At 61.4% G+C, this 25188-nt stretch carries 25 protein-coding genes and 1 tRNA gene; 10 read left to right on the forward strand and 16 right to left on the reverse strand.

Features of this window, described 5'->3' with window-relative positions; genetic code table 11:
• Nucleotides 1-155 precede the first annotated feature (155 nt).
• From C8C89_RS26430 to phaZ, 4 genes are all read left to right on the forward strand, one after another.
• On the forward strand, nucleotides 156-1553 hold the full coding sequence (locus C8C89_RS26430) for a hypothetical protein (protein ID WP_133994060.1): 1398 nt from the start codon (nucleotides 156-158) through the stop codon (nucleotides 1551-1553).
• 94 nt (nucleotides 1554-1647) lie between these two features.
• Complete coding sequence (locus C8C89_RS26435; protein WP_133994062.1) at nucleotides 1648-1935, forward strand: protealysin inhibitor emfourin; 288 nt, start codon at nucleotides 1648-1650, stop codon at nucleotides 1933-1935.
• Nucleotides 1936-2267: 332 nt separating this feature from the next.
• The gene (gene fdxA, locus C8C89_RS26440) at nucleotides 2268-2591 is read left to right on the forward strand and encodes a ferredoxin FdxA (protein ID WP_010395176.1); all 324 of its coding nucleotides are present in this window, start codon (nucleotides 2268-2270) and stop codon (nucleotides 2589-2591) included.
• A gap of 275 nt (nucleotides 2592-2866) precedes the next feature.
• A complete protein-coding gene (phaZ, locus tag C8C89_RS26445; RefSeq protein WP_101484038.1) occupies nucleotides 2867-4087 on the forward strand; it encodes a polyhydroxyalkanoate depolymerase in 1221 nt (406 codons plus the stop codon).
• A 66-nt stretch (nucleotides 4088-4153) separates the two neighbouring features.
• Here the strand turns inward: phaZ and C8C89_RS26450 are convergent, their stop codons facing one another.
• The 3 genes from C8C89_RS26450 to C8C89_RS26460 form a co-directional block, all read right to left on the reverse strand.
• Nucleotides 4154-4843: a DOPA 4,5-dioxygenase family protein gene (locus tag C8C89_RS26450; RefSeq protein ID WP_133994064.1), complete on the reverse strand. Its 690-nt coding sequence runs from the start codon at nucleotides 4841-4843 to the stop codon at nucleotides 4154-4156.
• Nucleotides 4844-4887: 44 nt separating this feature from the next.
• Nucleotides 4888-7452 (reverse strand): TonB-dependent receptor, encoded by a 2565-nt coding sequence (locus C8C89_RS26455; protein WP_133994066.1) that lies wholly within the window; start codon nucleotides 7450-7452, stop codon nucleotides 4888-4890.
• 126 nt (nucleotides 7453-7578) lie between these two features.
• Nucleotides 7579-8319: a transporter substrate-binding domain-containing protein gene (locus tag C8C89_RS26460; protein WP_101484035.1), complete on the reverse strand. Its 741-nt coding sequence runs from the start codon at nucleotides 8317-8319 to the stop codon at nucleotides 7579-7581.
• 363 nt (nucleotides 8320-8682) lie between these two features.
• Between C8C89_RS26460 and rsxB the strand changes: the two genes are divergently transcribed.
• Together rsxB and nth are read left to right on the forward strand one after the other, a co-directional pair.
• Entirely contained in the window at nucleotides 8683-9417 is a 735-nt protein-coding gene (gene rsxB / locus C8C89_RS26465; protein ID WP_133994068.1) for an electron transport complex subunit RsxB, read from the forward strand.
• On the forward strand, nucleotides 9414-10061 hold the full coding sequence (gene nth, locus C8C89_RS26470) for an endonuclease III (RefSeq protein ID WP_101484033.1): 648 nt from the start codon (nucleotides 9414-9416) through the stop codon (nucleotides 10059-10061). The genes rsxB and nth overlap by 4 nt, the downstream gene beginning before the upstream one ends.
• 130 nt (nucleotides 10062-10191) lie before the next feature.
• Here nth and proB read toward each other — a convergent pair whose 3' ends face one another.
• The 5 genes from proB to rplU form a co-directional block, all read right to left on the reverse strand.
• Nucleotides 10192-11310: a glutamate 5-kinase gene (gene proB, locus C8C89_RS26475; protein WP_133994070.1), complete on the reverse strand. Its 1119-nt coding sequence runs from the start codon at nucleotides 11308-11310 to the stop codon at nucleotides 10192-10194.
• 27 nt (nucleotides 11311-11337) lie between these two features.
• A complete protein-coding gene (locus C8C89_RS26480) occupies nucleotides 11338-11748 on the reverse strand; it encodes a hypothetical protein (RefSeq protein WP_133994072.1) in 411 nt (136 codons plus the stop codon).
• Nucleotides 11749-11760: 12 nt separating this feature from the next.
• On the reverse strand, nucleotides 11761-12870 hold the full coding sequence (obgE, locus tag C8C89_RS26485) for a GTPase ObgE (RefSeq protein ID WP_101484030.1): 1110 nt from the start codon (nucleotides 12868-12870) through the stop codon (nucleotides 11761-11763).
• Between the two features lie 113 nt (nucleotides 12871-12983).
• Nucleotides 12984-13256: a 50S ribosomal protein L27 gene (gene rpmA / locus C8C89_RS26490; protein WP_010395157.1), complete on the reverse strand. Its 273-nt coding sequence runs from the start codon at nucleotides 13254-13256 to the stop codon at nucleotides 12984-12986.
• A 40-nt stretch (nucleotides 13257-13296) separates the two neighbouring features.
• Nucleotides 13297-13608, reverse strand: coding sequence for a 50S ribosomal protein L21 (gene rplU, locus C8C89_RS26495; protein ID WP_038500602.1), 312 nt, complete (start codon nucleotides 13606-13608; stop codon nucleotides 13297-13299).
• Between the two features lie 304 nt (nucleotides 13609-13912).
• Here rplU and ispB point away from each other — a divergent pair, with 304 nt between their 5' ends.
• A complete protein-coding gene (gene ispB, locus C8C89_RS26500) occupies nucleotides 13913-14902 on the forward strand; it encodes an octaprenyl diphosphate synthase (RefSeq protein WP_101484029.1) in 990 nt (329 codons plus the stop codon).
• Nucleotides 14903-14962: 60 nt separating this feature from the next.
• On the opposite strand, the gene arsH is transcribed toward ispB, so the two are convergent.
• The 3 genes from arsH to C8C89_RS26515 are packed head-to-tail and all read right to left on the reverse strand — an operon-like array spanning nucleotide 14963 to nucleotide 16507.
• Nucleotides 14963-15691: an arsenical resistance protein ArsH gene (gene arsH / locus C8C89_RS26505; protein ID WP_133994197.1), complete on the reverse strand. Its 729-nt coding sequence runs from the start codon at nucleotides 15689-15691 to the stop codon at nucleotides 14963-14965.
• Nucleotides 15692-15713: 22 nt separating this feature from the next.
• Complete coding sequence (gene arsC / locus C8C89_RS26510; protein ID WP_101484028.1) at nucleotides 15714-16136, reverse strand: arsenate reductase (glutaredoxin); 423 nt, start codon at nucleotides 16134-16136, stop codon at nucleotides 15714-15716.
• On the reverse strand, nucleotides 16133-16507 hold the full coding sequence (locus C8C89_RS26515; RefSeq protein ID WP_243858437.1) for a metalloregulator ArsR/SmtB family transcription factor: 375 nt from the start codon (nucleotides 16505-16507) through the stop codon (nucleotides 16133-16135). The genes arsC and C8C89_RS26515 overlap by 4 nt, the downstream gene beginning before the upstream one ends.
• A 133-nt stretch (nucleotides 16508-16640) precedes the next feature.
• Here C8C89_RS26515 and C8C89_RS26520 point away from each other — a divergent pair, with 133 nt between their 5' ends.
• From C8C89_RS26520 to C8C89_RS26530, 3 genes are all read left to right on the forward strand, one after another.
• Nucleotides 16641-18734, forward strand: coding sequence for an AsmA family protein (locus tag C8C89_RS26520; RefSeq protein WP_133994074.1), 2094 nt, complete (start codon nucleotides 16641-16643; stop codon nucleotides 18732-18734).
• A 54-nt stretch (nucleotides 18735-18788) separates the two neighbouring features.
• Nucleotides 18789-18862, forward strand: a tRNA-Pro gene (locus tag C8C89_RS26525).
• A 148-nt stretch (nucleotides 18863-19010) separates the two neighbouring features.
• Nucleotides 19011-20405 (forward strand): GntP family permease, encoded by a 1395-nt coding sequence (locus C8C89_RS26530; RefSeq protein ID WP_133994076.1) that lies wholly within the window; start codon nucleotides 19011-19013, stop codon nucleotides 20403-20405.
• Between the two features lie 13 nt (nucleotides 20406-20418).
• On the opposite strand, the gene C8C89_RS26535 is transcribed toward C8C89_RS26530, so the two are convergent.
• From C8C89_RS26535 to C8C89_RS26555, 5 genes are all read right to left on the reverse strand, one after another.
• A complete protein-coding gene (locus C8C89_RS26535) occupies nucleotides 20419-21822 on the reverse strand; it encodes a sodium:solute symporter family protein (RefSeq protein ID WP_133994078.1) in 1404 nt (467 codons plus the stop codon).
• A 111-nt stretch (nucleotides 21823-21933) separates the two neighbouring features.
• Nucleotides 21934-22713: a 3-oxoadipate enol-lactonase gene (gene pcaD, locus C8C89_RS26540; protein ID WP_133994080.1), complete on the reverse strand. Its 780-nt coding sequence runs from the start codon at nucleotides 22711-22713 to the stop codon at nucleotides 21934-21936.
• Nucleotides 22714-22723: 10 nt separating this feature from the next.
• Nucleotides 22724-23644, reverse strand: coding sequence for a catechol 1,2-dioxygenase (gene catA, locus C8C89_RS26545; protein WP_133994082.1), 921 nt, complete (start codon nucleotides 23642-23644; stop codon nucleotides 22724-22726).
• Between the two features lie 34 nt (nucleotides 23645-23678).
• Nucleotides 23679-23969 (reverse strand): muconolactone Delta-isomerase, encoded by a 291-nt coding sequence (gene catC, locus C8C89_RS26550; RefSeq protein ID WP_101484022.1) that lies wholly within the window; start codon nucleotides 23967-23969, stop codon nucleotides 23679-23681.
• Nucleotides 23970-23979: 10 nt separating this feature from the next.
• Nucleotides 23980-25089 (reverse strand): muconate/chloromuconate family cycloisomerase, encoded by a 1110-nt coding sequence (locus tag C8C89_RS26555; RefSeq protein WP_133994084.1) that lies wholly within the window; start codon nucleotides 25087-25089, stop codon nucleotides 23980-23982.
• Between the last annotated feature and the right edge of the window lie 99 nt (nucleotides 25090-25188).

A 25188-nucleotide genomic window follows, 5' to 3' on the forward strand; every position in this document is an offset into this window, starting at 1 on the left:
CATACCAGCCGCCATACGGCGGGCATGGCGGCAGCTGGCGCCGGACGGCTAAAAAAGCCCGTCCTTCCCACGCATCGTTTGCGCGGGATCAAACCGGACGCGCCGAAGCGGGACGACTATTCCAGTTCGAGTTGCGCGTGTCTTGGAGAGCTACCATGGACCAGAAAGTCATCGTGCCGGCCGACGTCGCACTGAACAAATGCGTGTCCTTGCCCGTCGGCTATGTCCCTACCCCCTCGGCGCCGTACCGCCAGCACCGCAAGAATGCGCAACTGACCCTGCAGCCAGGCCCGCCCCGCCTGAGCGAGGCAACGGCCCGCAACCTGACCGCCGTGCCCGTCGGTTCGCGCGTGCTGATCTGGAAGCAAGACCCGTCCGTCAGCGACCTGGGCACGCGCAAGTCCTTCCTGCCCGGGCTGATCCTGCAAGGCCCGCGCGACGCGCGCATCACGTTTGGCGAACCGGGCATAGCGCAGGTCAGCCCGAATGCCTTTGGCGACTTCATTGTCTCGCCCAACACCGACCAGTTCGATGCCGTACACACCTTTGCCATCGTGCGCATGACGCTCACCATGTACCAGCGCGCGCTGGCCCGCAACGACACGGCGCCGCCGCTGCCCTGGCAATGGAATAGCGCCAGCAACACGGCGCCCCTGCGCGTATTTCCGCACGGTTTACCCAATGTCATGAATGCGTATTACAGCCGCAGCGACAAGGCCCTCAAGTTCGGCGACTTCATCCCCAGCGGCGCCACCGAGCGCGTCTACACCTGCCGCTCGCTCGACATCGTCTCGCATGAAACGGGGCACGCCGTACTCGATGGCCTCAAGCCCAATTGGCTCCTCAGCAACAATCCACCGCAAACGGGCGGCTTGCACGAATCGTTCGGCGACCTGACGGCCATCTTCCTGGCCCTGTCGCAGCTGGACCAGGTCGAAGCCGTGATCGCGCAAACCAAGTCCGATCTGCACGACAAGACATTTCTCGCCGACCTGGCGGAGCAGTTCGGCCTGGCCCTGGGCCGGCCGAACGGCTTGCGCAATGCCGACAATGACATCAAATTGTCGGAAGCAGGCACGGAAGTGCACGCCATCTCGCAAGTGTTTACGGGCGCCATCTACGACATCCTGGCCGACATCTTTGCCCACGAACGCCAGCCCCAGCTGGAAGACGATGCGGCCGTGCTGCACCGCTGCGGCGACTACCTGCGCAGCCTGGTCCTGCGCGCCCTGGTGGCGTCGCCCGAGCAGGCCGCCACGTTTGCCGACGTGGCTGGCCACATGCTGACAATCGCCGGGGCCGACGGCAATGGCGCCTACCTCGATTTCATCCGCAACAGCTTTACCGTGCGCGAAGTGTTCAAGGCCTATGCCATGACAGAAGATGGCCAGACGAGCTTTGCCCCCGATATCGTCGACGAAGTGGGCGCCGTGCAAGACAGGCGCGCCTGCTGCGGTACCATGAACCATGCGCAATACTGCGAGTCGGATCAATTGCTCGAAGCGGAGCGCGACGCGCTGGCCGCCTGGTGCCGCAGTTACGGCCCCCGATAGACAGCCCGGCAGCGCACCAGCACGCCCGCTTCAGGCCTGCCGGACTAGCGGCGGGCCATAGCGCGTCCTACCACCATCGATAGCAAGGAGCACCATGAAAATTTCAGCCCGCAGCAGCGGCGGCTTTGCCGGCCTGAGTGAACAGTATGACATCGATACGCAAGCCCATCCGGCTGGCCCCGGGCTGGAAGCGGCACTGGCCAGCAGCGGCTTTTTCACGCACCCGCAGGGCACGGACGAACAGCTGGGCGCCGATATCCCCCATTGGCAGATCACCGTCGAGGCGCCTACCGCGCGCCGCACCATCACGTTTGCCGAGGATGGCAGCGCTGAAAACGCACGTTGGCAACAGTTGCTGACGAAAATACGTGCCGGCGCCTGATTTTTCTGGCATGTATTTTGTGTCGGTTTTGATTTGAGCAAAACAAAAACACCACACGGCAAGACAGCACGCCGCACGCCCTGCACCCTGCCGTATCGGGCGACTGTCGCTTTCTTGCCGCGTTCTTCATGGCAACGTCCCGGATAGTCGCTGAAATGCGCTCTCTGCGCGGCAACGGCAACGCGTAAAAATGAATTTGCTTATATGTATTGTATATAAGCGGGATTTGTGAGAAATAGCGAATTGCCTTAAAATACAATGCTTTGCTTTAGTATGCGCCGCCGAAGTTCCTGCAGGCGCTACAGCACCTCCCCCAAATTGATAGGACTGTTATGACCCACGTTGTCACCGAATCCTGCATCGCCTGTCGCTACACCGACTGCGTCGATGTCTGCCCGGTAGATTGTTTCCGGGAAGGCCCGAACTTCCTGGCAATCGATCCGGACGAATGTATTGACTGCGCCGTCTGCGTGGCAGAGTGCCCGGTGAACGCGATTTTCGCGGAAGAAGACGTGCCGGGCGACCAGCAAGCCTTCATCAAGATCAACGTCGATCTGGCCCGCAACTGGCCTTCGATCACCAAGACGAAGGCTGCCTTGCCGGAAGCCGAGCAATACAAGGACGTCAAGGACAAGCTCGACATGCTGGTGCGCTAAGCACACGGCAGTTGCGGCGGTCGTTCCGGCGGGGATCGCCCTCCCCGCAGGGGCTTAGCGGCAAATAAATGTACAAGAAGCAGCGGAAACGCTGCTTTTTTTGCTTTTAAAACATCGTTGCAGGTCTATCCACGCAAGTGTGGCGTGCTGTCACATCATTGCGCAAACTGTGATCCTATGCGTGGTAAAGCACATTTTGTCCTCAACAAATATCGTAGAATTGGATTATGATATTTGAGCCGATATTGGCGCTTGGAATTAAACAAGGACTCTATATGCTTTACCAACTGCACGAACTGCAACGCTCTTTCCTCACTCCGGTGATGCAATGGGCAGACATGTCCTCCAAGTTATTTACCAACCCGGTTTCCCCACTGGCCCACACTCCGTTTTCGCAACGCATCGCAGCCGGCTACGAGCTGATGTACCGCCTTGGCAAAGACTACGAAAAACCGCAATTCGACATCAAATCCGTGCTCGTCCAGGGTGAGAGCGTCGACATCAGCGAACACGTTGTCGTCACAAAACCGTTTTGCCGCCTGATACACTTCAAAAAAGAAGCCACTGGCTTGCAACAGCCTAAAGTTTTGCTGGTTGCCCCCCTGTCCGGTCACCACTCGACCCTGCTGCGCGATACCGTGCGTGGCTTGCTGGCCGAGCACGATGTCTACGTCACCGACTGGACGGACGCGCGCATGGTACCGCTGACGGAGGGCCCGTTCCACTTGGACGACTACATTTATTATGTGCAAGAGTTCATCCGTCTGCTGGCGCCGGACCTGCATGTGATTTCCGTCTGTCAACCGACCGTGCCTGTGCTGGCTGCCATCTCGCTGATGGCGACGGCCAAAGATCCGCACATGCCGAAAACCATGACCATGATGGGCGGCCCCATCGATCCGCGCCGCTCGCCTACGCAGGTAAACAACCTGGCGACGGAAAAGAAATTCTCGTGGTTTGAAAACACCGTGATCTACGCGGTGCCGCCGAACTATCCCGGCTTTGGCCGCAAGGTGTATCCAGGCTTCCTGCAGCATGCCGGTTTCATCGCCATGAACCCGGGCCGCCATGCACAAAGCCACCGCGAGTTCTACATGCACCTGGTGACGGGCGACGACGAGCCGGCGGAAGGCCACCGCCAGTTCTACAACGAGTACAACGCCGTGCTGGACATGCCGGCCGAGTACTACCTGGAAACTATTAAAACGGTTTTCCAGGAATTCAGCCTGCCGATGGGCACGTGGAAAGTGGGCGGCCAGCTGGTGCGTCCGCAAGACATCACGAATGTGGCGCTGTTCACCGTGGAAGGCGAACTGGACGATATTTCCGGCGCCGGCCAGACGCAGGCGGCGCATGACTTGTGTTCCGGCATCCCTGCCGAGATGCAGCAAGACTTCGTGGCGCCGAAATGCGGCCACTACGGCATCTTCTCGGGCCGCCGCTGGCGCGAGATCATTTGCCCGAAAATCGGTGAATTCATCCAGAAACACGGCTGATAGGCTTTGTTTCAAGCAAAACGGCACGCCAGGCTACCCTGGCGTGCCGTTTTTTTTATGCCCAGCTCATGCGCGCTCGATTTTCACTGTCGGGCGCGTATTGACGAAGATTTGCTCGACTCTCGGCTCACCCGGCCCCGGCTTCTTCATCGCATAGCCATTCACGGGCTGCGAACGGTTCACCCACAGCGCGTAATACAAATGGTCGGCGCGCGGATCTTCCGTATTCGGGTGGATCAATATCGTCAGGCCCAGGCTGTTCAACTGCAGCCACGGCACAATCACGGGCAATAGATCATTGGTGAAGCCAAAATAAAACGAGGGCGTCACGTGTGGGCCGCGCGGCTCCAGGTTCCAGTCGCCCAATTCGATCTGGAAGCGCTCGGCCGCCCACTTGCGTATCAGCGCCGCCTTCTGATAGCTGTCTTCATCAAAATAGATATGCGCGTGATAACTCTCGATATCCGTATAGGCGCGCGGTGTCGGCGGCAAGGCTTCCTCGCCGGGACGCACGCTGGCGGGACGCGGCGTGGGTGCCGTATCCGTATGCTCGCCCCACGGACTCTTGCCGGGCACCGCTGGTTTTACGTCTTTTACGCGTTTGACTGCGCCATCCTGCGCCAGTGCCGAACCAGCCAGTCCCGAAGCGGCCAGCGCCGCCACCAGGCCACCGCCGCGCAAGACCGTGCGGCGTTGCGGAGAGAGGAGATTGGCCCATTCCAGATCGATGGCCGCGTGTTGATTATTGTCAGACATAGAAGATTTCCTGTTCTTGATGGTAGGTAGGGGGATGTGGAAAATCAGAAAGCCACGCTGGCGCGGGCGTAGTAATACGCACCGAGAACGCCCAATGGTCCCGAGTTGTCGTATGCGCCCGTGTACTGCGCCAGATTCGACGCGCTGCGCGCTTCGCGCGGTACCTGGCTGGGCCTCTGGTCGAAGACATTGTTGGCGCCCACCGTCACGTTGATACGCTTGCTGATGTCGTAGCCGACGCTGACATCCGTCACGAAGGCAGCCTTCAGCTGATAATCACCGCCCGTGATGGCGTTCAGGCGCTTGAGCTTGCCGTAGCGCGTCTCGCGCACGTTTAAGACCCAGCCCGCCTTTTCATACGCCATGGTGAGAATTTCCTTGTCGCGCGGTGCCCGGTACAGCAAGTCGTACTCGGCCGATTTGCTCAGGGTGCCGATGTTCGGCAAGCCTTGCAGTACGGCGGGAAGGTCGGCCTTGCCCACCAGGCTCGTGTGGTTGATATTTGCGGCCGCCGTCCAGCGCAGCTTGCCATCGGCCAAGCGCAAGACATCTTCCGCCGTGAAATCGATGCCGCGCGTGCGCGTGTCGCCCACATTGGCAAAATAATGCGCCACCAGGCCATTGCCCACCGTCAAGCCTGCCGAGCGCAGCAGGTTTTCAACAACACTCGCTTGCGCCGCCGTCAGCGGGCGGCCACTGCCGTCAAGCGCCACGCCCGAGCTGCGGTCGATGCCGATGTTCGACGACACGCCCAGGCGGTCGCTGACCTTGATTTGATACGCATCAACGGCAAAGCGCAGGGTGGGCGTAGGATTGAAAGTCAGGCCAGCCGACAGATTCGTCGATTTTTCCGGTTTCAACGGCTGCGCGCCCAGGGCCCGCGCGGCGGCAGAATTCGGCTGCGCCAGGGTGTACGGCACGCCCGCATGATCGGACGTATTCGAATACGATTGCGTCACCAGGCTGGGCGCGTGGAAACCGTTGCTGACGGTGCCGCGCACGGCGACAGCGGGCGTGACGTCATAACGGGCGGACAAGCGGCCCGTGGTCTTGCTGCCGAAATCCGAATACTTTTCGGCACGCAGGGCCGTGTCGAGCAGCAATTGCGGCGTCAGCTTGGCCCCCAGTCCGATATACGCCGCATAGCTGTGCCGCGCCGTGTCGGACGCATCGACAGGCAGGTAGCCGGCCAGCGCCGACGAGCCGCTGCCCTGCCAGGAAGCGGGCTCGCCCGGGCTGCGTTGCTGCGTTTCATGCGAATACTCGAGGCCGACGCTGAGGTCCGCCGGCTCGCTCAGCCCCAGCGGCACGGGACGGCGCACGTCGGCGTTGGTGGTCGAGCGGCTGTAGCGCTGATTGCCGATGTCAAAATCGGTCTTGCCACCGGGATAATTGAGCGAGTAATTGGCCGAGTGCTCCACGCCGACATCGATATCGTCGCGGCCGTAGGTGCTGCTGACATCCCAACTCCAGCCCGCCGTTTCGCCCTTGATACCGCCCGTCAGCGCAACATCGTTTTCGCTCGTCGTTTCATAGGGTGTGAATCCGTCGGGATACACGGACAGCAAGCCTTTGTTGTTATTGAAAATGGTATTGGGCAGGCGGAAATTCTGTGCCGAACGGGCATTACGGTGGGCATACGTGCCGAAGCCGTACAGTTGCACCTCGCTCGACACGTCATAGCCGAGGTTGGCGCTGAGCGAGGCGGTCGTGCTTTGCGGCACGCCCGTATTGCGCCACGGATTACTGTTGCGCTTCGCTTCAGCCGGGTTCGGCGAGGCGCCGGCCGGCAAGCTGTTGTTCGGTCCCAATTTCACCAGCTGGCCATCGCTGTTGCGCACGGCCGGATACGACAGATAAGTGGGATTCAGTCCGAAATTGCGCACGGCGATGCCCTGGCGCTGGACTTCGGCGCCGAAGTGGGCAAAGCCATGCTCGCCCAGGCGCGTGCCGCCATCGATGCGCACGGACCCGTTCGTGCCATCGCCATCGTCGGTGGAACCGAGCTGCGCGCTGAAGCTGCCCTTGTCATCGGATTTCAGGATGATGTTGATGACGCCGGCAATCGCGTCGGAACCGTAGATGGCCGAGGCGCCGTCGCGCAGGATTTCCACGCGGGCAATGGCACTCGTGGGTATCAAGGCCAGGTCGGTGGCGACGGAACCGGGAAAGCCATCCTCATTGACGATGGCCGTCGTATGGCGGCGCTTGCCATTGACCAACACCAGCGTATGCGATGGGTCGAGGTTGCGCAGCTGGCCGGCGCGCACGATGCTGCCCAGGTCGGGCTGCACGCGGGCCGGCAAGTTAAACGACGGCAAGGCCGTGTCCAGCGCGTCGAGCAGATTCAATTTTCCCGTCGCCAGCAACTGCTGCGCGCTGATCACGTCGATGGGCGCGGCGCTGTTGGCCACGGTGCGCCCCGTGCCACGCGCGCCCGTGACGATGACGGCGTCGAGCGGGGCGCCAGCCAGCGCGCCAGCGTCGTCCGGCACCGCCTGCGCATAGCTTGCGCCGGGCGCTGCCAGCGCCAGAACGGCCACCGAGACGGCGTGCGCCAGTTGCCGCAGGCGTGGTGCGGGGTCTTGCTTGGCTATCAGTTCCAACATACGAAAACATCCTTTCAAAGTCGTCAACACTGTGGCTGCAGACTAAAGGATGGATAAACAAACAAGAACGAATGGTTTCGTATTTAGATATTTCGTTTTGGAAACTAACAACAGCGGCGCGCCGTGTCAGGGCGTCGCTGGGGCGCTCGCCAGGCTCTGGTCGAGCCGCTTCCAGTAATCGCGTTCCAGCCGGGCCGTATCGATATCGCGCGCCGCCTCGTTGAAGCGTTTTTGCTGTGCACCACCTTCCTCATCGCGCTTGAAGCACACATGCACGGGGCGCTCCTTGAACACGGTATCGATGATGGCGATACGCTCGCGCTCGGCCTTGCTGAAGTTGCGTCCCATCAGCAAATGCTGCAGGACGTGGCGCTCGATGACGATCACGCGGTAACGCTTGATGAACAGTTTCTTCAGATTCGTGGCGTCGTTCAAACCCTCTTCCGTCTTCAGCTCGCCGCGCGCCACCATGCCATCGAACTGCTCGCCATTCGAATAACCGGCCACGGTGCCGATGCGCAGCTTGCCCAGCTCGGCCAGGGTAGCACCCGGCGCGCCATCCTCCTTCAGATAGGCCAGCACGCCCTGCGTGTTACCAACAGGAACAGAAAAGTGACAGAGTTTTTCCCGTTCGGGCGTGCGCCAGACGGCCAGGAAACCGGCGTATCGGGGACTGGCAAGGCCAAACTGCATGGCGCGCTTCCAGGGAAAATATTCATATCTGACCGTATAGCCAAGCCGCTCAAAGACGGCGCTGACCATGGCGCCCGACATGCCATCGGCTGGCAGGCCATGGGAAATGAAGGGCGGCCAGTCTTCCGCCGCGAAGCGAACGATGCGCGAGCTGGCAGCGCCAGGCGCCGCCATGGGGGAGCTAGCCTGCCCGTGCGCAACGGCAAGCGTAGAGTGCATGAACAAACAGAAGGGCAAACCAACTGTCCGGAGGAAACGCATGTTTTGCTCCTATGGCCTGGTGCGCCTCACAGTGTAGGGGGCGGCAACAGGTCTGGCGGTCGGCTTTTTTTATCATTGCCTTGATAAAAATCATGCTCCCATAAAAAAAAGAAATTGCAAAGTTGTTTATTTGCACTTTGACATTCCCAAGGGAAATAAAATACGATTGCGGCGCGCCTGCAACAGCCAGCCGGGGCGCACTATCCCCTTACACGACACAGGTTTTTACTTATATGCGGCCCAGATGGCCGATAATGACGTTTTACCGTATTGAAGATGACCGTGCCGCATCCCGCCTCTCCCTCACTTGCCGACCAGATCGAAGATTTGCTGCCGCAAACGCAATGCACCAAATGCGGCTACAACGGCTGCCGCCCGTATGCGGAAGCGATTGCCGCCGGCAACGCCGACATCAACCAGTGCCCACCGGGCGGCGTACAAGGCATCGTACGCCTGGCCGGCTTGTTGGGCAAAAAAGTCATTCCGCTCAATCCCGTCAATGGCCTCGAACGCCCGCGATCTGTCGCTTACATCGATGAATCGCTGTGTATCGGCTGTACCCTGTGCATCCAGGCCTGTCCCGTGGACGCCATCGTCGGCGCCGCCAAGCAGATGCATACGGTCGTCACGGACCTGTGCACGGGCTGCGACCTGTGCGTGGCACCCTGCCCCGTCGACTGCATCGTGATGTATCCCGTCAGCGGCGACGCCACAGGCTGGGATGCCTGGAGCCAGATGGACGCCGACGACGCCCGCGCGCGCCACGATTTCCGCGCGCAGCGGCTGCGCCGCGAAGCCGAGGCCAACGACGCGCGCCTGGCCGCCAAGGCCGTCGCCAAGATGCAGGAAGTGACGCAGGAATTGCCCGTCACGCCCGATGAAGTAGCGGAAAAAGAGCGCAAGCGCGCCATCATCGCCGCCGCCATGGAGCGCGCGCGCGCCAAGGCCGCCGCCAGCGCCGCTGCCCAGACCGAACCGCCCGCCTCCAACACGCCGAAAAAAGACGCATGAACGCCGCCAAACGCCTGGAAATCTTTACGCGCTTCCGCGCTGCCAATCCTTCGCCGAAAACGGAACTCGAATACACAACGCCGTTCGAGCTGCTGATCGCCGTGCTGCTGTCGGCGCAGGCGACGGACGTGTCCGTCAACAAGGCAACACGCTTGCTGTATCCGGTAGCCAATACGCCAGCCAGGATACTGGCGCTGGGCGTCGACGAACTGGCCAGCTATATCCGCACCATCGGCCTGTTCCGCACCAAGGCCAAGAACGTCATCGCCACCTGCCAGATCTTGCTCGATCAGCACGGCGGCGAAGTGCCGCGCGACCGCGCCTCGCTGGAAGCCTTGCCCGGCGTGGGCCGCAAGACGGCAAATGTGGTCATGAACACGGCATTTGGCGAACCAACCATGGCGGTCGACACGCATATCTTCCGCGTCTCGAACCGCACCGGCATCGCACCAGGCAAGAACGTCGATATCGTCGAGCAAAAACTGCTGAAATTCATACCCAAGGAATTTCTGCACGACGCCCACCACTGGCTCATCCTGCACGGCCGCTACACGTGCACGGCGCGCAAACCGCAATGCTGGAACTGCATGATTGCAGACCTGTGCGATTACAAGAGCAAGTCACCGATGCCTGCCGTGGTATAGGTAAAAAAAACGGCCCGAGTGTAGGCCGATGTCGTTGCTGCGTGGGTCGGGTTAGCCCGCAGGGCGTAACCCGACACATTGTTGCTGCCTGGGGTGTTGTCGGATTACGGCCCTTCGGGCCTAATCCGACCTATAGCAAGACCATATTGTCACGATGAATCAGCTCATGGCCTTCCATATAGCCGAGTATGGACTCGATCTCGGTGGAGGGCTTGCGCATGATGCGGCGCGCTTCGCCGCTCGTGTAGTTGGACAGGCCGCGCGCCACGGGCACGCCGGCTGCATCGACGCAGGTGATCACGGCGCCGCGGCCGAATTCGCCGTTCACGCCCGTCACGCCGATCGGCAGCAGGGACTTGCCTTCCTGGCGCAGCTTTTGCACGGCGCCCGCGTCCAGCACGACGGCACCGGCCGTATGCAGATGGTCGGCCATCCACTGCTTACGCGCTGTCAATTGCCCCGTTTGTGCCAGCAACTCCGTACCGATCGCTTCGCCATGGGCTAGACGGCTGAGTACGTCGCTATCGCGGCCCCAGGCGATGATGGTGTGGGCACCCGACTTGGCGGCGCGCTTGGCAGCGAGGATTTTCGTCAGCATGCCGCCACGACCCAGGCTGCTGCCGGCGCCGCCAGCCATCGCTTCCAGAGCCGGATCGCCGGCGATGCCCTGCGTGATCAGGTAAGCGTTCGGGTCCTTGCGCGGGTCAGCCGAAAACAGACCGTGCTGGTCCGTCAGGATGACCAGGGCATCGGCCTCGATCAGGTTGGCCACCAGGGCGCCCAAGGTATCGTTGTCGCCGAACTTGATTTCATCGGTGACGACAGTGTCGTTTTCATTGATGATCGGCACCACGCCCAGGCGCAGCAGGGTCGTCAGGGTGGAGCGGGCGTTCAGATAGCGCTCGCGGTCGGCCAGGTCGGCGTGGGTCAGCAGCACCTGCGCCGTGCCGAGGCTGTGGGCGCGGAAGCTGCTCTCATAGATTTGCGCCAGGCCCATCTGGCCAACGGCGGCGCACGCCTGCAATTCGTGGATATCGGTGGGGCGCTGCTCGAAACCGAGGCGCAACATGCCTTCGGCGATGGCGCCGGAGCTGACCAGCACGACTTCCTTGCCCATCGCGCGCAAGCCGGAAATCTGCGCAGCCCAGCGGGCAATGGCGACATGATCGAGTCCGCGGCCATCGTTGGTGACCAGCGAAGAGCCGACTTTGATGATAATGCGGGTAGCTTTTTGAATCACGGAATCCATGGGGCGGCGCTCTTCACTTAATAGACGTCAGCGCGCAGGACGCAGCCACAGCAAGGCCAACCCCGCCAGCAGCTCGATTGCGCACATGAACAACACAAAACCCTGGGGCAAGCCGAAGCTGATGGCCGCGTACAAACGGCCGGCGGGCTGCGCCAGGACCAACATTGCAGTGATATCGCCGAGGATGGGCGGTTCGCCCTGCCGTGCTGCGAACAGCGCCAGGAGCGCGGTAGCGCCCCAGACACCGACATGGGAGGCGTAGAACTGGCTGTAGCCATTGACGCCATTGAGGAAGATGCCCATGCCGGCCGCCATTTCATCGGCGAACAGCAGGCAGGCGACCGCGCTCAGCCCGTAAGCATACGCGATCAGATGCAATACACGGCGCTGCCACGCTTGCTTGCGCGAGGACGCGACAGCGACCGCCTGTACTGACATCCGGATACAGCCTTAGTCGATGATCTTGAAACGCGGATCATCCGGGTCGATCGACGAGATACCGCGTGCTTCTTCGGTCATCTGCGTTTCTTCGGCACGGCTTTCGCTGTGTTTCTTCGCTTCCAGATGTTGATAAATCGCATTCACCAGTTCGGGGCAACCCTGATGGTTCAGCGCGGAAATCTCGAAGACGGGACCTTTCCAGGCGAAACGCTTGAGGAAGTCCTTCACCAGCTTCTTGCGGTCTTCTTCCGGCACCATGTCGAGCTTGTTCAACACCAGCCAGCGCGGCTTGTCGACCAGCGACTCGTCGTATTTCTTCAGTTCCTTGACTAGCGCCTTGGCTTCCTTGACAGGATCGACGTTGGTTTCAAACGGCGCCAGGTCGACGATGTGCAACAGCAGACCCGTGCGCTGCAAGTGACGCAGGAATTGATGGCCCAGGCCCGCGCCTTCGGAAGCGCCTTCGATCAAGCCGGGAATATCGGCGATCACAAAGCTCTTCTCGTGCGACACGCGCACCACGCCCAAGTTCGGGTGCAGGGTGGTAAATGGGTAATCGGCAATTTTCGGGCGCGCGTTAGAGACGGCCGAGATAAACGTCGACTTGCCGGCGTTCGGCATGCCCAGCAGGCCCACATCGGCCAGTACTTTCAGTTCCAGGCGCAATTCGCGGCGTTCGCCTTCCTTGCCCTCGCCTTTTTGGCGTGGCGCGCGGTTGGTCGAGGACTTGAAGTGGATATTACCCCAGCCGCCTTCGCCGCCCTTGGCCAGCATTTCGATCTGGCCGTGTTCGGTCAAATCGGCCAGAATTTCGCCGCTCGCGTTGTCGATGATCAAGGTGCCCACAGGCATGCGCAGGTGGATGTCATCCGCGCCCTTGCCATAGCAATCTGCGCCACGGCCAGGCTCGCCATTGCGAGCCTTGTGCATTTTGGAGAAGCGGAAATCGACGAGCGTGTTGATATTGCGGTCGGCGACTGCCCAAATGGTGCCGCCCTTGCCGCCATCGCCGCCATCGGGACCGCCGAAAGGCCTGAATTTTTCACGGCAGAAAGAGGCGCAGCCGTTGCCGCCATCGCCCGCGATGACTTCGATTTTTGCTTCGTCGATAAACTTCATAATTTTGCCGCCATAAAACTAAAAAGGCTCTACCTTGGGCAGAGCCTTTCGATTGAAGGCTTGCGCCTTACATCATGCGATCACAGCGGAGCGAACTGGCGCTCCGCGATGAATTACGCTGGTACTGCTGCGTTAGGTACAACGGTCACGAATTGCTTCGAGCCAGCACCTTTGACAACGAACTTCACTTTGCCCGCGATCAACGCGAACAAGGTGTGGTCTTTGCCCATGCCTACGCCTTCGCCAGCGCGCACTGGGGTGCCGCGTTGACGAATGATGATGCCGCCAGCATTGATAGCTTGGCCGCCGTAGACTTTAACGCCCAGACGTTTTGATTCTGAATCACGGCCGTTTCGCGTTGTGCCGCCGCCTTTTTTATGTGCCATTTAAGACTCCTTGATAGCTGATTAATTCAAACAGCGGCGATTAGCCGTTGATCGAAACGATTTGGATTTCGGTAAAATTCTGGCGATGGCCTTGATGCTTTTGGTAATGCTTACGACGACGCATCTTGAAAATTTTGACCTTATCATGGCGACCATGCGCCACAACCGTAACCAGTACCGTTGCACCTTCGACCAATGGCGCACCAAATTTAATGGTGTCGCCCGCGCCTACTGCGAGAACTTGATCGATGGTGATTTCGGAACCAATGTCTGCCGGTATCTGTTCTACTTTAAGTTTTTCGCCAGCGACAACTTTGTATTGTTTGCCACCGGTTTTTATGACCGCGTACATGATTTGAAACCTCATCAAATGTTGAAAGAATTTGTCCCACTGCCATGAAAAGCAAGCCATGCACAACAGGGGGAACCAGCGATTATACACGGACTGAGAAATTGCGTCAAAAACTATTCACAAAGACCGATGATCGTGGTATGTCGACAACCTGACCACCATGTCAGGCTTGCGCCAGGCGGACGGAAAAGCGTGCGCCAGTGCCAACAAGGTCAAACAATTGCTCCACAGTCATAGGCAAACATCACGCGCGCGCAAGCCATGTCGTATAATCGCCGCACCCACAATCTAATGCAGGTTCGCCTTGTCTGACGCTAACAAACACGTTAACCAAAACACCATCGTGCAAACGATTGCCGCCGATATGGACGCAGTCAATACGGTGATCCGCCAAAAACTGCACTCCGATGTGATTCTGATCAACCAGATCGCTGAATACATCATCAGTGCAGGTGGCAAACGCATCCGTCCCGTGCTGATTTTGCTGGTGGCCAATGCCCACGCCTATCGCGGCACTGCGCACCATGAACTGGCGGCGGTGGTTGAATTCATCCATACCGCCACCCTGCTGCACGACGACGTCGTCGATGAATCGTCGATGCGCCGCGGACGCCAGACGGCCAACGCCCTGTTCGGCAATGCCGCCTCGGTGCTGGTGGGCGACTTCCTGCACTCGCGCTCGTTCCAGCTGATGGTGTCGCTGAATAATATGCGCGTCATGCAAATCCTCTCCGACGCCACCAACGTGATCGCGGAAGGCGAAGTGCTGCAGTTGCTGAACATGCACGACCCGGACGTGACGCAAGAGAGCTACCTGAATGTCATCCGCTCGAAGACAGCCAAGCTGTTCGAAGCGTCGGCGCAACTGGGCGCCCTGATCGCCGGCGCCAGCGAAGACGATATCGAAGCGGCTGCAGAATACGGCCGCTCGCTGGGCACGGCTTTCCAGCTGATCGACGACGTACTCGACTATGCAGGCGACGCCGCCGAAATCGGCAAGAACGTGGGCGACGACTTGCGCGAAGGCAAACCGACCATGCCGCTGATCTGGCTGATGGAAAACGGTACGCCAGAGCAACGCGAACTGGTGCGCAGCTGCATCGAACAGGGTGACGAACAGCATTTCGACGCCATCCTGGCCGCCATCACCAGCAGCGGCGCCCTCGACTACACGCGCCAGCAGGCGGAAATCGCCGGCCAGCGCGCCGCCAATGCCATCGCCGGCTGGCCGGACAGCGCCTACAAGCAATCCATGCTGCAACTGTGTTCGTTTGCCGTGGACCGCAATCACTGATCGCGTTTTACGACGTGCAATACAAAACGGCGCCACTGGCGCCGTTTTTTTATGGCGTCCCTACTTGCGCTCATGCTCCATGGCCGCGCCCGCCAATTCCTGCACGATGGCCGGCTCCGCTTCCAGCCGTTCGCTGTAGCGGCTGCCCAGATAATCGCGGCGGTCGCGCACCAGCAAGGTAAATTTATAGAGCTCCTCCATCACGTCGACCAGGCGCTCGTAATACGGCGACGGCTTCATGCGGCCGTCATCGTCGAATTCCTGATACGCCTTGGCGACCGAAGACTGGTTCGGGATAGTCACCATGCGCATCCAGCGTCCCAGCACGCGCAAGCCGTTGACGGCATTGAACGATTGCGAACCACCCGACACTTGCATCACGGCCAGGGTACGGCCCTGTGTAGGGCGCACACTGCCCGTTTCCAGCGGCAACCAGTCAATCTGCGATTTGAACACGCCAGTGACGGCGCCATGGCGTTCGGGGCTGCACCACACTTGCCCTTCCGACCATAGCGACAGCGCGCGCAATTCCTGCACCTTCGGGTGCTCGGGCGACACGCTATCGACCATGGGCAAGCCGTGCGGGTCGAACACGCGCGTCTCGGCCCCGAAGTGGCGCAGGATGCGCTCCGCTTCCAGGGTCAGCAGCTTGCTGTACGAGCGCTCGCGCAAGGAACCGTACAGCAGCAAAATGCGCGGCGCATGCGTGGAAACGTTGAGCGGCGCCAATTTGTCCAGGCTGGGCAGATCCAGGTGCGCGGCGCTGATGTTGGGCAAATCATTGGCCAGCTCATTGGGCAAATCGTCCATCTCAGGCCACCGGCTTGCCGTCGGCGCCCACCACGGCCTGGCCATCTTCCTTGGCAAAGGCGCCTTGCTGCGGCAACGGCAGGATGTCCAGCACTTTTTCCGATGGCCGGCACAAACGCACGCCCAGTTCCGTGACGACGATGGGACGGTTGATCAAAATAGGGTGGGCTTGCATGGCGTCCAGCAGGGCCGCATCGCTCAGCTCCGGATTGGCCAGGCCCAGCTCGTCGTACAGGGCGCCCTTGTCGCGCATCACCGCGCGCACGGACAGACCCGCACGCTTGATCAGGTCAACCAGCTCCTCGCGCGATGGAGGGTTCTTGACGTAATCGATGATGACGGGTTCGACGCCCGTGTTGCGGATCAGGGCCAGGGTGTTGCGCGAGGTGCCGCAAGCCGTATTGTGATAGATCGTGATGGTCATGGTGTGCTTTCGTTGGGTACATTGCCGCTGTCCGGCAGGCAGCAAGGGCTGCCGGCACAGCAGTTCTCGGTCAAGAAGGCCAGCAAGCCGTTCATGCCCGCATAGTTGGCGGCGTAGATGATGGAGCGGCCCGCCTTGCTCGCCGTCACCAGATCGGCGTGCGCCAATTCCTTCAAGTGAAACGACAGTGACGATGGCGCGATGGCCAGCGCTTCGGCGATTTTTGTGGCAGCCATGCCTTCCGGCCCCGTCTGTACCAGCAGGCGGAACACGGCCAGCCGCGATTCCTGCGCCAGCGCCGCCAGGGCCACGATGGCGGAAGCACTCGTCAGCGGTATCGGCCGGTCAGCTATTGTCTTTTCATTTTCCATAATTCAATAATAATCGAATTATGGAATCATTTCAAGCGACATGCCTTACCTATGTAGCTTACGTAACCCAGCGCACCGACCGTGATGGCCTATCGGTCTACCTTGATGAAAAAATCATTGCGATTGGCTTACCATGACACGCTCAACCCCGCTCAAAATCCTAGGCTGGAGCCTGGCCGCCCTGCTGGCCCTCATCGCCATCGTCGTCATCTTCGTGCTGACTTTCGACTGGAATCGCGCCCGCCCCTACATCAACCAGAAGGTGTCGGAAAGCACGGGCCGCGAATTCGTCATCGGCGGCGATCTGCAGGTGCAATGGCGGCAGGGCCTGAAGACGGAGCCGGGCTGGCGCCGCTATGTGCCCCGCCCTGTCATCAGCGCGCAGGACGTGCGCATGAGCAACCCGGATTGGGCCACGGCCGGCCCGCAACTGGCCAGCGCGAAACGCATCGACGTGAGCATTCATCCGCTGGCCCTGTTGCAGCACAAGGTGGTGCTGACGGACCTGGCGCTCGACGCGCCAAACATTGCCCTGCAACGGCGCGCCGATGGCAGCAATAGCTGGACCTTGAAGGATAACGGCCCATCGCCATGGGAGGTGGAAATCCAGCGCATGGCCTTTGGCGACGGCGTCATCCGTTACCTGGACGATGGCATCGCCCTTGACGTGCGCGCCAAGGTCAGCTCGACGGCGCCCGATGCCACGCCGGGTGACGCGCCAGGCAGCGCGCCCGTGGAAAAATACGGCATCGCCTTCACCTTGGGCGGCAGCTACCGCAAGGCGCCAGTGACGGGCGGCGGGAAGGCGGGCGCCGTGCTGTCCCTGACCGACAACAATACGGCCTATCCCGTGCAGGCGCACGCCGTGCTGGGCAAGAACAAGGCCAGCATCGATGGCACCCTGACGGACCCGCGCTCTCTGTCCGGCATCGATTTGCAGCTGAGCCTAGCCGGCGCCAGCATGGCCGACCTGTATCCGCTGACGGGCGTGCTGCTGCCGGAAACGCCGGACTATGCCACCAAGGGCCGATTGCTGGGCAAGAAGGACGGCGCCACCTGGAACTGGACATATCAGAACTTCAAGGGCAAGGTGGGCCAGAGCGACCTGGCGGGCACCCTGCAGTATTTGCCGCGCCAGCCCCGCCCCTTGCTGCGCGGCGAAGTGATGTCGCAGCAGTTGCGCCTGGAAGACCTGGGTCCCACCATCGGCGCCGACAGCAATGCGCAGAAACAGGCGCGCGGAAAGGCACCCGTGCAACCGGACAATAAAGCCTTGCCCGTGGAGCAGTTCAACACGGCCAAATGGAATGCGCTCGACGCCGACGTAAAATTTACCGGCAAGAAACTGGTGCGCACGCATGACATTCCATTCAACGACGTCGTCGCCAATATCCACATGAAAGACAAGGTGCTGAGTTTGACGCCGCTCAATTTCGGCATGGCCGGTGGCGACATCACCTCGAATATCACCCTCGACGGCCGTCAAAAGACCATCGCTGCGCAAGCCAAGGTGACGGCGCGCCACCTCAAAATTCGCGAACTGTTTCCCAAGCTGCAATCAATGCAAGCGAGTTTCGGCGAAGTGTATGGCGACGCGGCCCTCACGGGCCACGGCAATTCCGTCTCGGCCATGCTGGCCAGCGCGAATGGGGAACTGGCAGCCACCGTCAGCGAAGGCTCCGTCAGCCAATTCATGCTGGAACTGGCTGGCCTGAACCTGGCCAATGCCGTCTTCGTGAAAATCTTCGGCGACAAGCAGGTACACCTGAACTGCCTGGCCAGCGATTTCGCCGTCACGAATGGCCAGGCCGATGTGCGACGCTTCGTGCTGGATACGGACACGGCCGTGGTGAATGTCACGGGCAACGTCAACCTGGCCCATGAAACCCTGGACCTCGACGTGCGCCCGCGCACCAAGGGCGCCCGCATCATCACCCTGCGCACGCCGCTGTACGCGAAAGGCACGTTCAAGAACCCGGACGTAGGCCCGCAAAAAGGCCCGCTCGCCCTGAAGGCCGGCGCCGCCGTGGCCCTGGCCACCATCGTCACACCGCTGGCCGCCCTGCTGCCGTTGGTCAACGTCGACAAAGCCCCCGACACGGACTGCGCCGCCGTCATGGCGCAAGCCAACGCCACGCGGAAAAACCCCACTTCGCCGGCGACAAATGCACCGGCAAAAAAAGTCAGCGAAGCGGACATCAAAAAGGCCCAGCAGGAAAAGAAATAGGCCTTGATGCAGTCGCTTGAAACCCGCCCCGCCATCTGCTGTAATAAAGAAAAGCGGGGTGTGGCTCAGCCTGGTAGAGCGCTGCGTTCGGGACGCAGAGGGCGGAGGTTCGAATCCTCTCACCCCGACTAGCCTGCCCCCACATTCCTTGCCTGCGCCTGCACACCTGCCGACAACGCGCAATCCTTGACCCACGCGTTGGCGTGTTGCCGAGAAGTATGATATTAATTGAACAATTGATTAATTAAACACTTCCATCGCGCAAGGGCCTGACCGATGTCTTTCCTGATAGTTCTGGCCGCACTGGCCTTCCTCATGCTGGCCGCCTACCGCGGCTACAGCGTGATCCTGTTTGCACCAGTCGCCGCACTGGGTGCCGTGCTGCTCACCGATCCGTCTGCCGTACCGGCCGTCTTCAGCGGTATCTTCATGGAAAAGATGGTGGGCTTCATCAAGCTGTATTTCCCCGTCTTTCTGCTGGGCGCCGTGTTTGGCAAGCTGATTGAACTGTCAGGTTTTTCCCAGTCGATCGTCGTGGCCGCCATTCGCTATATCGGCAGTTCCCGCGCGAATGCCGTCATCGTTGCCGTGTGCGCGGCGCTGACTTATGGCGGCGTATCGCTGTTCGTGGTGGTGTTTGCCGTCTATCCGTTCGCGGCCGAACTGTACCGCCAGAGCAATATCCCCAAGCGGCTGATGCCGGGTGCCATCGCCCTGGGCGCGTTTTCCTTCACCATGGACACTTTACCTGGCACGCCGCAAATCCAGAACATCATCCCCACCACCTTCTTCAACACGACCGGCTGGGCCGCACCGTGGCTGGGCACGATAGGTTCCGTGCTGACGGTGATGATGGGTCTGGCCTTCCTGGAGTGGCGCCGCCGTTCCGTCATGGCGACGGGCGAAGGCTACGGCGCCGAGGCTGAACAGGCCAAGACCGGCGGTGGCGACCTGCCCCATCCGCTCCTGTCGGTGGCGCCGCTGCTGCTCGTCGGCGTGGCCAATTACGCGCTGACCCGGCTGATCCCGCGCTGGTATGGCGCCAGTTACGTCCTCACCGCCGACGCCCTGCCGGGCTTGCACGCGCCCGTGTCGACGTCGATAGCCTCCGTCACCGGTATCTGGGCCGTGGAAGGTGCCTTATTGCTGGGCATCTTGCTCGTGTGCGTGACGGCCTTCGGGCGCATCCGCGCCGCCTTTGCAGAAGGCACCAAGGCGGCCGTGGGCGGCGCCTTGCTGGCCGCCATGAATACGGCGTCCGAGTATGGCTTTGGCGGCGTCATCGCGGCACTGCCCGGTTTTCTTGCCGTCAGCAACACCTTGCGCAGCGTGCCCGATCCCCTCGTCAACGCGGCCGTTTCCGTGACGACGCTGGCCGGCATTACCGGTTCGGCCTCGGGCGGCATGAGCATCGCGCTGGCCGCCATGTCGGACAGTTTTATCCAGGCCGCGCAGCAGGCACACATTCCGCTCGAAGTCATGCACCGCGTGGTGGCGATGGCCAGCGGCGGCATGGATACCTTGCCGCACAATGGCGCCGTGATCACCCTGCTGGCCGTCACGGGCCTCACGCACCGCCAGTCCTACCGCGACATTTTCGGCATCACCGTCATCAAGACGGTGGCCGTATTCCTCGTCATTGCCATTTATTACATGACGGGGCTGGTCTGAGGGTTGGGGCAAGCTACAGCCGCGGCGACGATGCCGGCTTCGCCAAAGTTTGCGCCGGCTTGAACAAATGGCTGATGCCCATGGTCAGCAGCGGGCCAGCCAGCGCCAGGTAGGAACTGTCCACGCCATACGGATTGCCCGCCAGGAACCAGCCTATGGTGGCGATCACCGAGACGATCACGCCAACAAAGGCGCCGCGCGGCGTACCGAATTTAGGCGCATAGAAGGCCATCAGCACCAGCACGGCCAGGGTGGCGCGCAGGGCTTTGCCCAGGAAGGCGATCATCAGCAGTTTTTCCGCATACAGCGCCAGCACCAGCGGCAGCAAGCCTGCCACGACGATGGCGATGCGCAAGAACATCAACGATTTCGCGTCGTTCTTCGCCTTGTTGTACCAGGGATCATAAAAATCCTTCATGGCCAGGGTGGCAGATGCCAGGGTGGTGGCGGAAATACCGCCGAACAGGGCGCCGGCCAGGCCCACGATCATGATGCTGGCGGAAAACGCCGGCATGTGGGCAATCAATGTCGGGAAAGCGTCGATCGACTTCATGCCCGGATACAGCACGGCGCTGCACATGCCGATCAGGGCCGCCATCAGGCCAAACGGTATCATCAGCGAGGACACGTAATAGCAGGCGCGCTTGGCCACGGCCGGGTTGTCCGTGCTGACCAGGGCCTGGATCACGTACTGCGTGGCGAAGATGGAGCCGATGCCGCCTATCATCCAGGCGATGATCTGGCCCCAGCCGATCTCGACCCAGTTGAACATCTTGGCCGGCAGTTGCGCCTGCAGCGCGCCGATGCCGCCGCTCGCTTCCAGCGCATACGCCAGCGCCAGGATCACGCCCAGGTACTTGACGATGGAGTGGGCGAAATTGGTGTACACCACCGAGCGCATGCCGCCCAGGCTGACATAAATCACGGTGATGGCGCCCACCAGCAAAATGGCGACCGTTTTATTGATATGCAGCACGGCCGCCAGCACGGCGCCGCCGCTCGCATACAGGGCGACGGCAACGATACCCAGCGCGACGATGGTGAGTACCGATGCGGCATAGCGCACGGGCTCGCCATACGTTTGCGCCAGGATGCCGGAAATCGTCGACTGCCCGCTTTCCTTGTATTTTTTCACCAGCACGATCGCCAGCAGCAAGAAGCCCAGCGACAGCGCCACCAGGTTCCAGGCTGCGGAAATGCCCAGCTCATAGCCTTTTTGCGCCGTGCCGATGCTGACGGAACTGCCGATGAATTCGGACAGCAGCAGCGCGCCGATCAGGTAGGCGGGATAGTTGCGCCCGCCCGCCGTCATTCCCTCTGCGCTGTTGGCGTGCTTGCGCACGCTGTAGGTAATGTACGACATGAGGGCGAAATAGCCCACCGTGACCGCCGCGATGATGATTAATCTGTTTTCCATTCGTCTACTCCAAGTCTGCTTTTTTCTTATTATTTTTCAAAAAAGCTCCCCCTGCCGCATGCCGGACCAGCCGGCGGCGGTGCTCAGGGGCAAAGCGAAATTCTGGCCTGCCTACGGCACTAAAAAGCCGCGCAGCTGCGCCGTGAAAGCCTGCGCCGCCTCGACACTCGAGATATGCGACGCGGGCACGCTCGCCAGGCGGCTGCCGGCCACCTGCTGCTGCAGCCAGCGCGCATCGTCCAGCGTCGTCACGGGATCGTGCTCGCCGGCGATCACCAGGGTCGGCACCGTGATCGTGCCAACGGAGGCGCGCAAGTCGGCTTGCGCCAGCGCCTCGCAGCAGGCCGCATAGCCACCCGCATCCTGGCCGCGCAACGTGGCGATCATGTGCGCCACCGTGTCCGGCTCGCGCTGGAGAAACTGCGGCGTGAACCAGCGTGCGGGGGCGCCATCGGCTACCGCAGCCATGCCATCGCGCCGGACTTGCTCCGCGCGCGCCAGCCAGACGTCAGCAGAACCGATGCGCGCCGCCGTATTCGCCAGCACGAGTTGCGTCAGGCGCTGCTGCTGGTGGATGCCCAGCCACTGCCCCGTCAAGCCGCCCATGGAAATGCCGCAGAAGGCCGCACGGGCGATATCGAGGTGGTCGAGCAGCGCCACCACGTCCAGCCCCAGCCGGTCGATGCCGAACGGCGCGGCGCCGGTGGACTGGCCATGGCAGCGCGTGTCATAGCGCACGACAAAGAAGTCGCCGGCCAGCGCGGTCACCTGCGCCTGCCACATGGACAGGTCCGTGCCGAGGGAGTTCGACAGGATCAGGCAGGGCCGGGCGCGGTCGCCATCGGTGCGGTAATGCAGGACGCTACCGTCGGATGTAAAAAACTCGGACATGGCGTCTCCCTCAGGCCGCGGCACGTGGCCGTTCGACCTCGGCCGATGGCAGCGCCGCACTGTCTCGGCTCAGGTGGAAATCAAAATCGATCGAGGAAAATGGCTGCTCCAGCTGCAGGGCCGCCAGTTGCGCCGGGTCCTCGATGCGCGTGATGGGTGGCACCAGGCCTGCACGCGTGGCAAAGGCGAAGTCGTCCCACAGGTAATGGTCGCCATCGATATTGATTTGCGTCGTCAGCTTGCGGTGGCCCGCCGCACTGATGAAGAAATGGATGTGCGCAGGACGCTGGCCGTGCCGGCCCAGCAGATCGAGCAGCTGCTGCGTGGTGCCCTCGGGCGGGCAACCGTAACCGACCGGCAGAATGCTGCGGAACTGGTAGCGCCCATCCTGGTCCGCGAGGATGCTGCGGCGCAGGTTGAACGGCGATTGCGTGTGATCGAAGAAGGAGTAATTGCCCAGCAAGTTAGCATGCCAGACCTCGACCAGTGCGCCGGGAGCGGGCTTGCCGTCGGCGTCAAACACGGTGCCCTGCATGAAGAGCACTTCGGCGCGCGCGCTCTCGCTGCCATCGTCCAGCCGGGCAAAGCCCGTGCTGCGCGGCGCCCCGGCCACGTACAGTGGCCCTTCGATGGTGCGTGGCGTGGCGCCGGCCAAGCCTGCTTTCGCTTCGGCTTCGTCGGCCCGCAGGTCGAGGAAGTGTTCGAGGCCCAAGCCAGCAGCCAGCAGGCCCAGTTCACTCGACGCGCCGGCGGCCGACAGATAGGACACGCCGCTCCATACTTCGCTGGGCGTCAGGTCCAGGTCATCGATGGCCTTGCACAAGTCGCCCAGAAGGCGCAGCACCACTTGCTGCACGCGCGGGTTGGCCGGCCGGTCGGCCGCTTCCACGATCCACTTCTTGACGAGGGTATCAATGTCGGAATGTTGCATGAGATGTCTCCTTGATGAAGGTACTGCGTACGGTTCAGGAATCGTCGTCGCGGACCGACGAGGGATGGCGGCACAGCGGCATCACGTCAATCTGCATGTAGGGGAACAGGGGGAGCGAGGTCAGTAAATGATGCAGCTCGTCCACGCTGTCGACGTCAAAGACGCTGACGTTGGCGTACTGCCCGGCGATGCGCCACAAGTGGCGCCATTTGCCCTCCTGCTGCAGGCGCTGCGCCAATTCCTTTTCCGTCTGCTTTAGCTGCGCCGCCTGCTCGGCCGGCATCGTCAACGGCAGGTTCACGTTCATGCGTACATGGAATAACATGCTTTCTCCTCTATTGGCGCTGCAAGGCATGCAGCTTGTCCATATCGATCTCGACGCCCAGGCCCGGGCCAGTCGGCACTTGCAGCATGAAGTCGCGGTACACGAGCGGTTCGCGCAAGACTTCCTGCGTCAGCAGCAGGGGCCCGAACAGTTCCGTGCCCCAGGCCAGTTCGGCGAACGTGGAGCAGACGTGGGCCGTGGCGGCCGTGCCGATGCCGCCTTCGAGCATGGTGCCGCCATACAGGCCGACACCAGCCAGGCGCGCCACGGTGGCCACTTCCAGCGCGGGCAGCAAGCCGCCCGACTGGGTGATTTTCACCGCATACACGTCGGCCGCATCGGCCTGGGCCAGCGCCAGCGCGTCGGCGGGACCATGCAAGGCTTCGTCCGCCATGATGGCCACGTCGAAGCGCTGCGTCAGGCGCGCCAGCGCGGCGCGGTTGCCCGCTTTGACGGGCTGCTCGATCAGGTCAATGCCGCCCGCTTCCAGCGCGGCGATGCCGCGCACGGCGTCCGTCTCGCTCCAGGCCTGATTGACATCGACGCGCACGCTGGCACGTTCGCCCAGCGCACGCTTGATCTCCAGTACGTGGGCCACGTCATCCATCACGTCGCGCAGGCCAATCTTCAGCTTGAAGATGCGGTGGCGGCGCAAGTCCAGCATTTTTTCCGCTTCGGCGATATCGCGCACGGTATCGCCGCTGGCCAGCACCCAGGCTACGGGCAGCGCATCGCGCACCCGGCCGCCCAGCAATTCCGACATCGGCACACCCAGGCGGCGCGCCTGTGCGTCCAGCAGCGCCGTCTCGATCGCGCACTTGGCGAAACGGTTGCCCTGGATGACCTTGCGCACCTTGGCCATGGCCTTGGCGACTTCGCTCGCTTCCATGCCGACCAGCAGGGGCGCAATATAGGTATCGATATTCGTCTTGATGCTTTCCGGGCTTTCGCCGCCATAGCTCAAGCCGCCGATGGTAGTCGCTTCGCCCCAGCCGGTGATGCCGTCGGCGCAGCGCAGCCGCACCAGCACCAAGGTCTGGGTGTTCATGATGGCGACGGACATCCGGTGCGGACGAATGGTTGGCACATCGACCAGGTAGGTCTCGATATTTTGAATCATATTTATTCCGTATAATTCTGTGGAGTGGTGACACGATATGCCCCGAATGTCCCCACGTCCAACACCGAGTTGGTATCAAACCTATACCTGAAAGGTATG

The organism is Janthinobacterium sp. 75 (assembly GCF_004365495.1).
Taxonomy (GTDB): Bacteria; Pseudomonadota; Gammaproteobacteria; order Burkholderiales; family Burkholderiaceae_D; genus Janthinobacterium.

Coding starts and splice junctions, on each gene's coding strand:
- C8C89_RS26430 (WP_133994060.1), top strand. CDS start 156: ATGGACCAGAAAGTCATCGTGCCGGCCGACGTCGCACTGAACAAATGC.
- C8C89_RS26435 (WP_133994062.1), top strand. CDS start 1,648: ATGAAAATTTCAGCCCGCAGCAGCGGCGGCTTTGCCGGCCTGAGTGAA.
- fdxA (WP_010395176.1), top strand. CDS start 2,268: ATGACCCACGTTGTCACCGAATCCTGCATCGCCTGTCGCTACACCGAC.
- phaZ (WP_101484038.1), top strand. CDS start 2,867: ATGCTTTACCAACTGCACGAACTGCAACGCTCTTTCCTCACTCCGGTG.
- C8C89_RS26450 (WP_133994064.1), bottom strand. CDS start 4,843: ATGTCTGACAATAATCAACACGCGGCCATCGATCTGGAATGGGCCAAT.
- C8C89_RS26455 (WP_133994066.1), bottom strand. CDS start 7,452: ATGTTGGAACTGATAGCCAAGCAAGACCCCGCACCACGCCTGCGGCAA.
- C8C89_RS26460 (WP_101484035.1), bottom strand. CDS start 8,319: ATGGCGGCGCCTGGCGCTGCCAGCTCGCGCATCGTTCGCTTCGCGGCG.
- rsxB (WP_133994068.1), top strand. CDS start 8,683: ATGACCGTGCCGCATCCCGCCTCTCCCTCACTTGCCGACCAGATCGAA.
- nth (WP_101484033.1), top strand. CDS start 9,414: ATGAACGCCGCCAAACGCCTGGAAATCTTTACGCGCTTCCGCGCTGCC.
- proB (WP_133994070.1), bottom strand. CDS start 11,310: ATGGATTCCGTGATTCAAAAAGCTACCCGCATTATCATCAAAGTCGGC.
- C8C89_RS26480 (WP_133994072.1), bottom strand. CDS start 11,748: ATGTCAGTACAGGCGGTCGCTGTCGCGTCCTCGCGCAAGCAAGCGTGG.
- obgE (WP_101484030.1), bottom strand. CDS start 12,870: ATGAAGTTTATCGACGAAGCAAAAATCGAAGTCATCGCGGGCGATGGC.
- rpmA (WP_010395157.1), bottom strand. CDS start 13,256: ATGGCACATAAAAAAGGCGGCGGCACAACGCGAAACGGCCGTGATTCA.
- rplU (WP_038500602.1), bottom strand. CDS start 13,608: ATGTACGCGGTCATAAAAACCGGTGGCAAACAATACAAAGTTGTCGCT.
- arsC (WP_101484028.1), bottom strand. CDS start 16,136: ATGACCATCACGATCTATCACAATACGGCTTGCGGCACCTCGCGCAAC.
- C8C89_RS26515 (WP_243858437.1), bottom strand. CDS start 16,507: ATGGAAAATGAAAAGACAATAGCTGACCGGCCGATACCGCTGACGAGT.
- C8C89_RS26520 (WP_133994074.1), top strand. CDS start 16,641: ATGACACGCTCAACCCCGCTCAAAATCCTAGGCTGGAGCCTGGCCGCC.
- C8C89_RS26530 (WP_133994076.1), top strand. CDS start 19,011: ATGTCTTTCCTGATAGTTCTGGCCGCACTGGCCTTCCTCATGCTGGCC.
- C8C89_RS26535 (WP_133994078.1), bottom strand. CDS start 21,822: ATGGAAAACAGATTAATCATCATCGCGGCGGTCACGGTGGGCTATTTC.
- pcaD (WP_133994080.1), bottom strand. CDS start 22,713: ATGTCCGAGTTTTTTACATCCGACGGTAGCGTCCTGCATTACCGCACC.
- catA (WP_133994082.1), bottom strand. CDS start 23,644: ATGCAACATTCCGACATTGATACCCTCGTCAAGAAGTGGATCGTGGAA.
- catC (WP_101484022.1), bottom strand. CDS start 23,969: ATGTTATTCCATGTACGCATGAACGTGAACCTGCCGTTGACGATGCCG.
- C8C89_RS26555 (WP_133994084.1), bottom strand. CDS start 25,089: ATGATTCAAAATATCGAGACCTACCTGGTCGATGTGCCAACCATTCGT.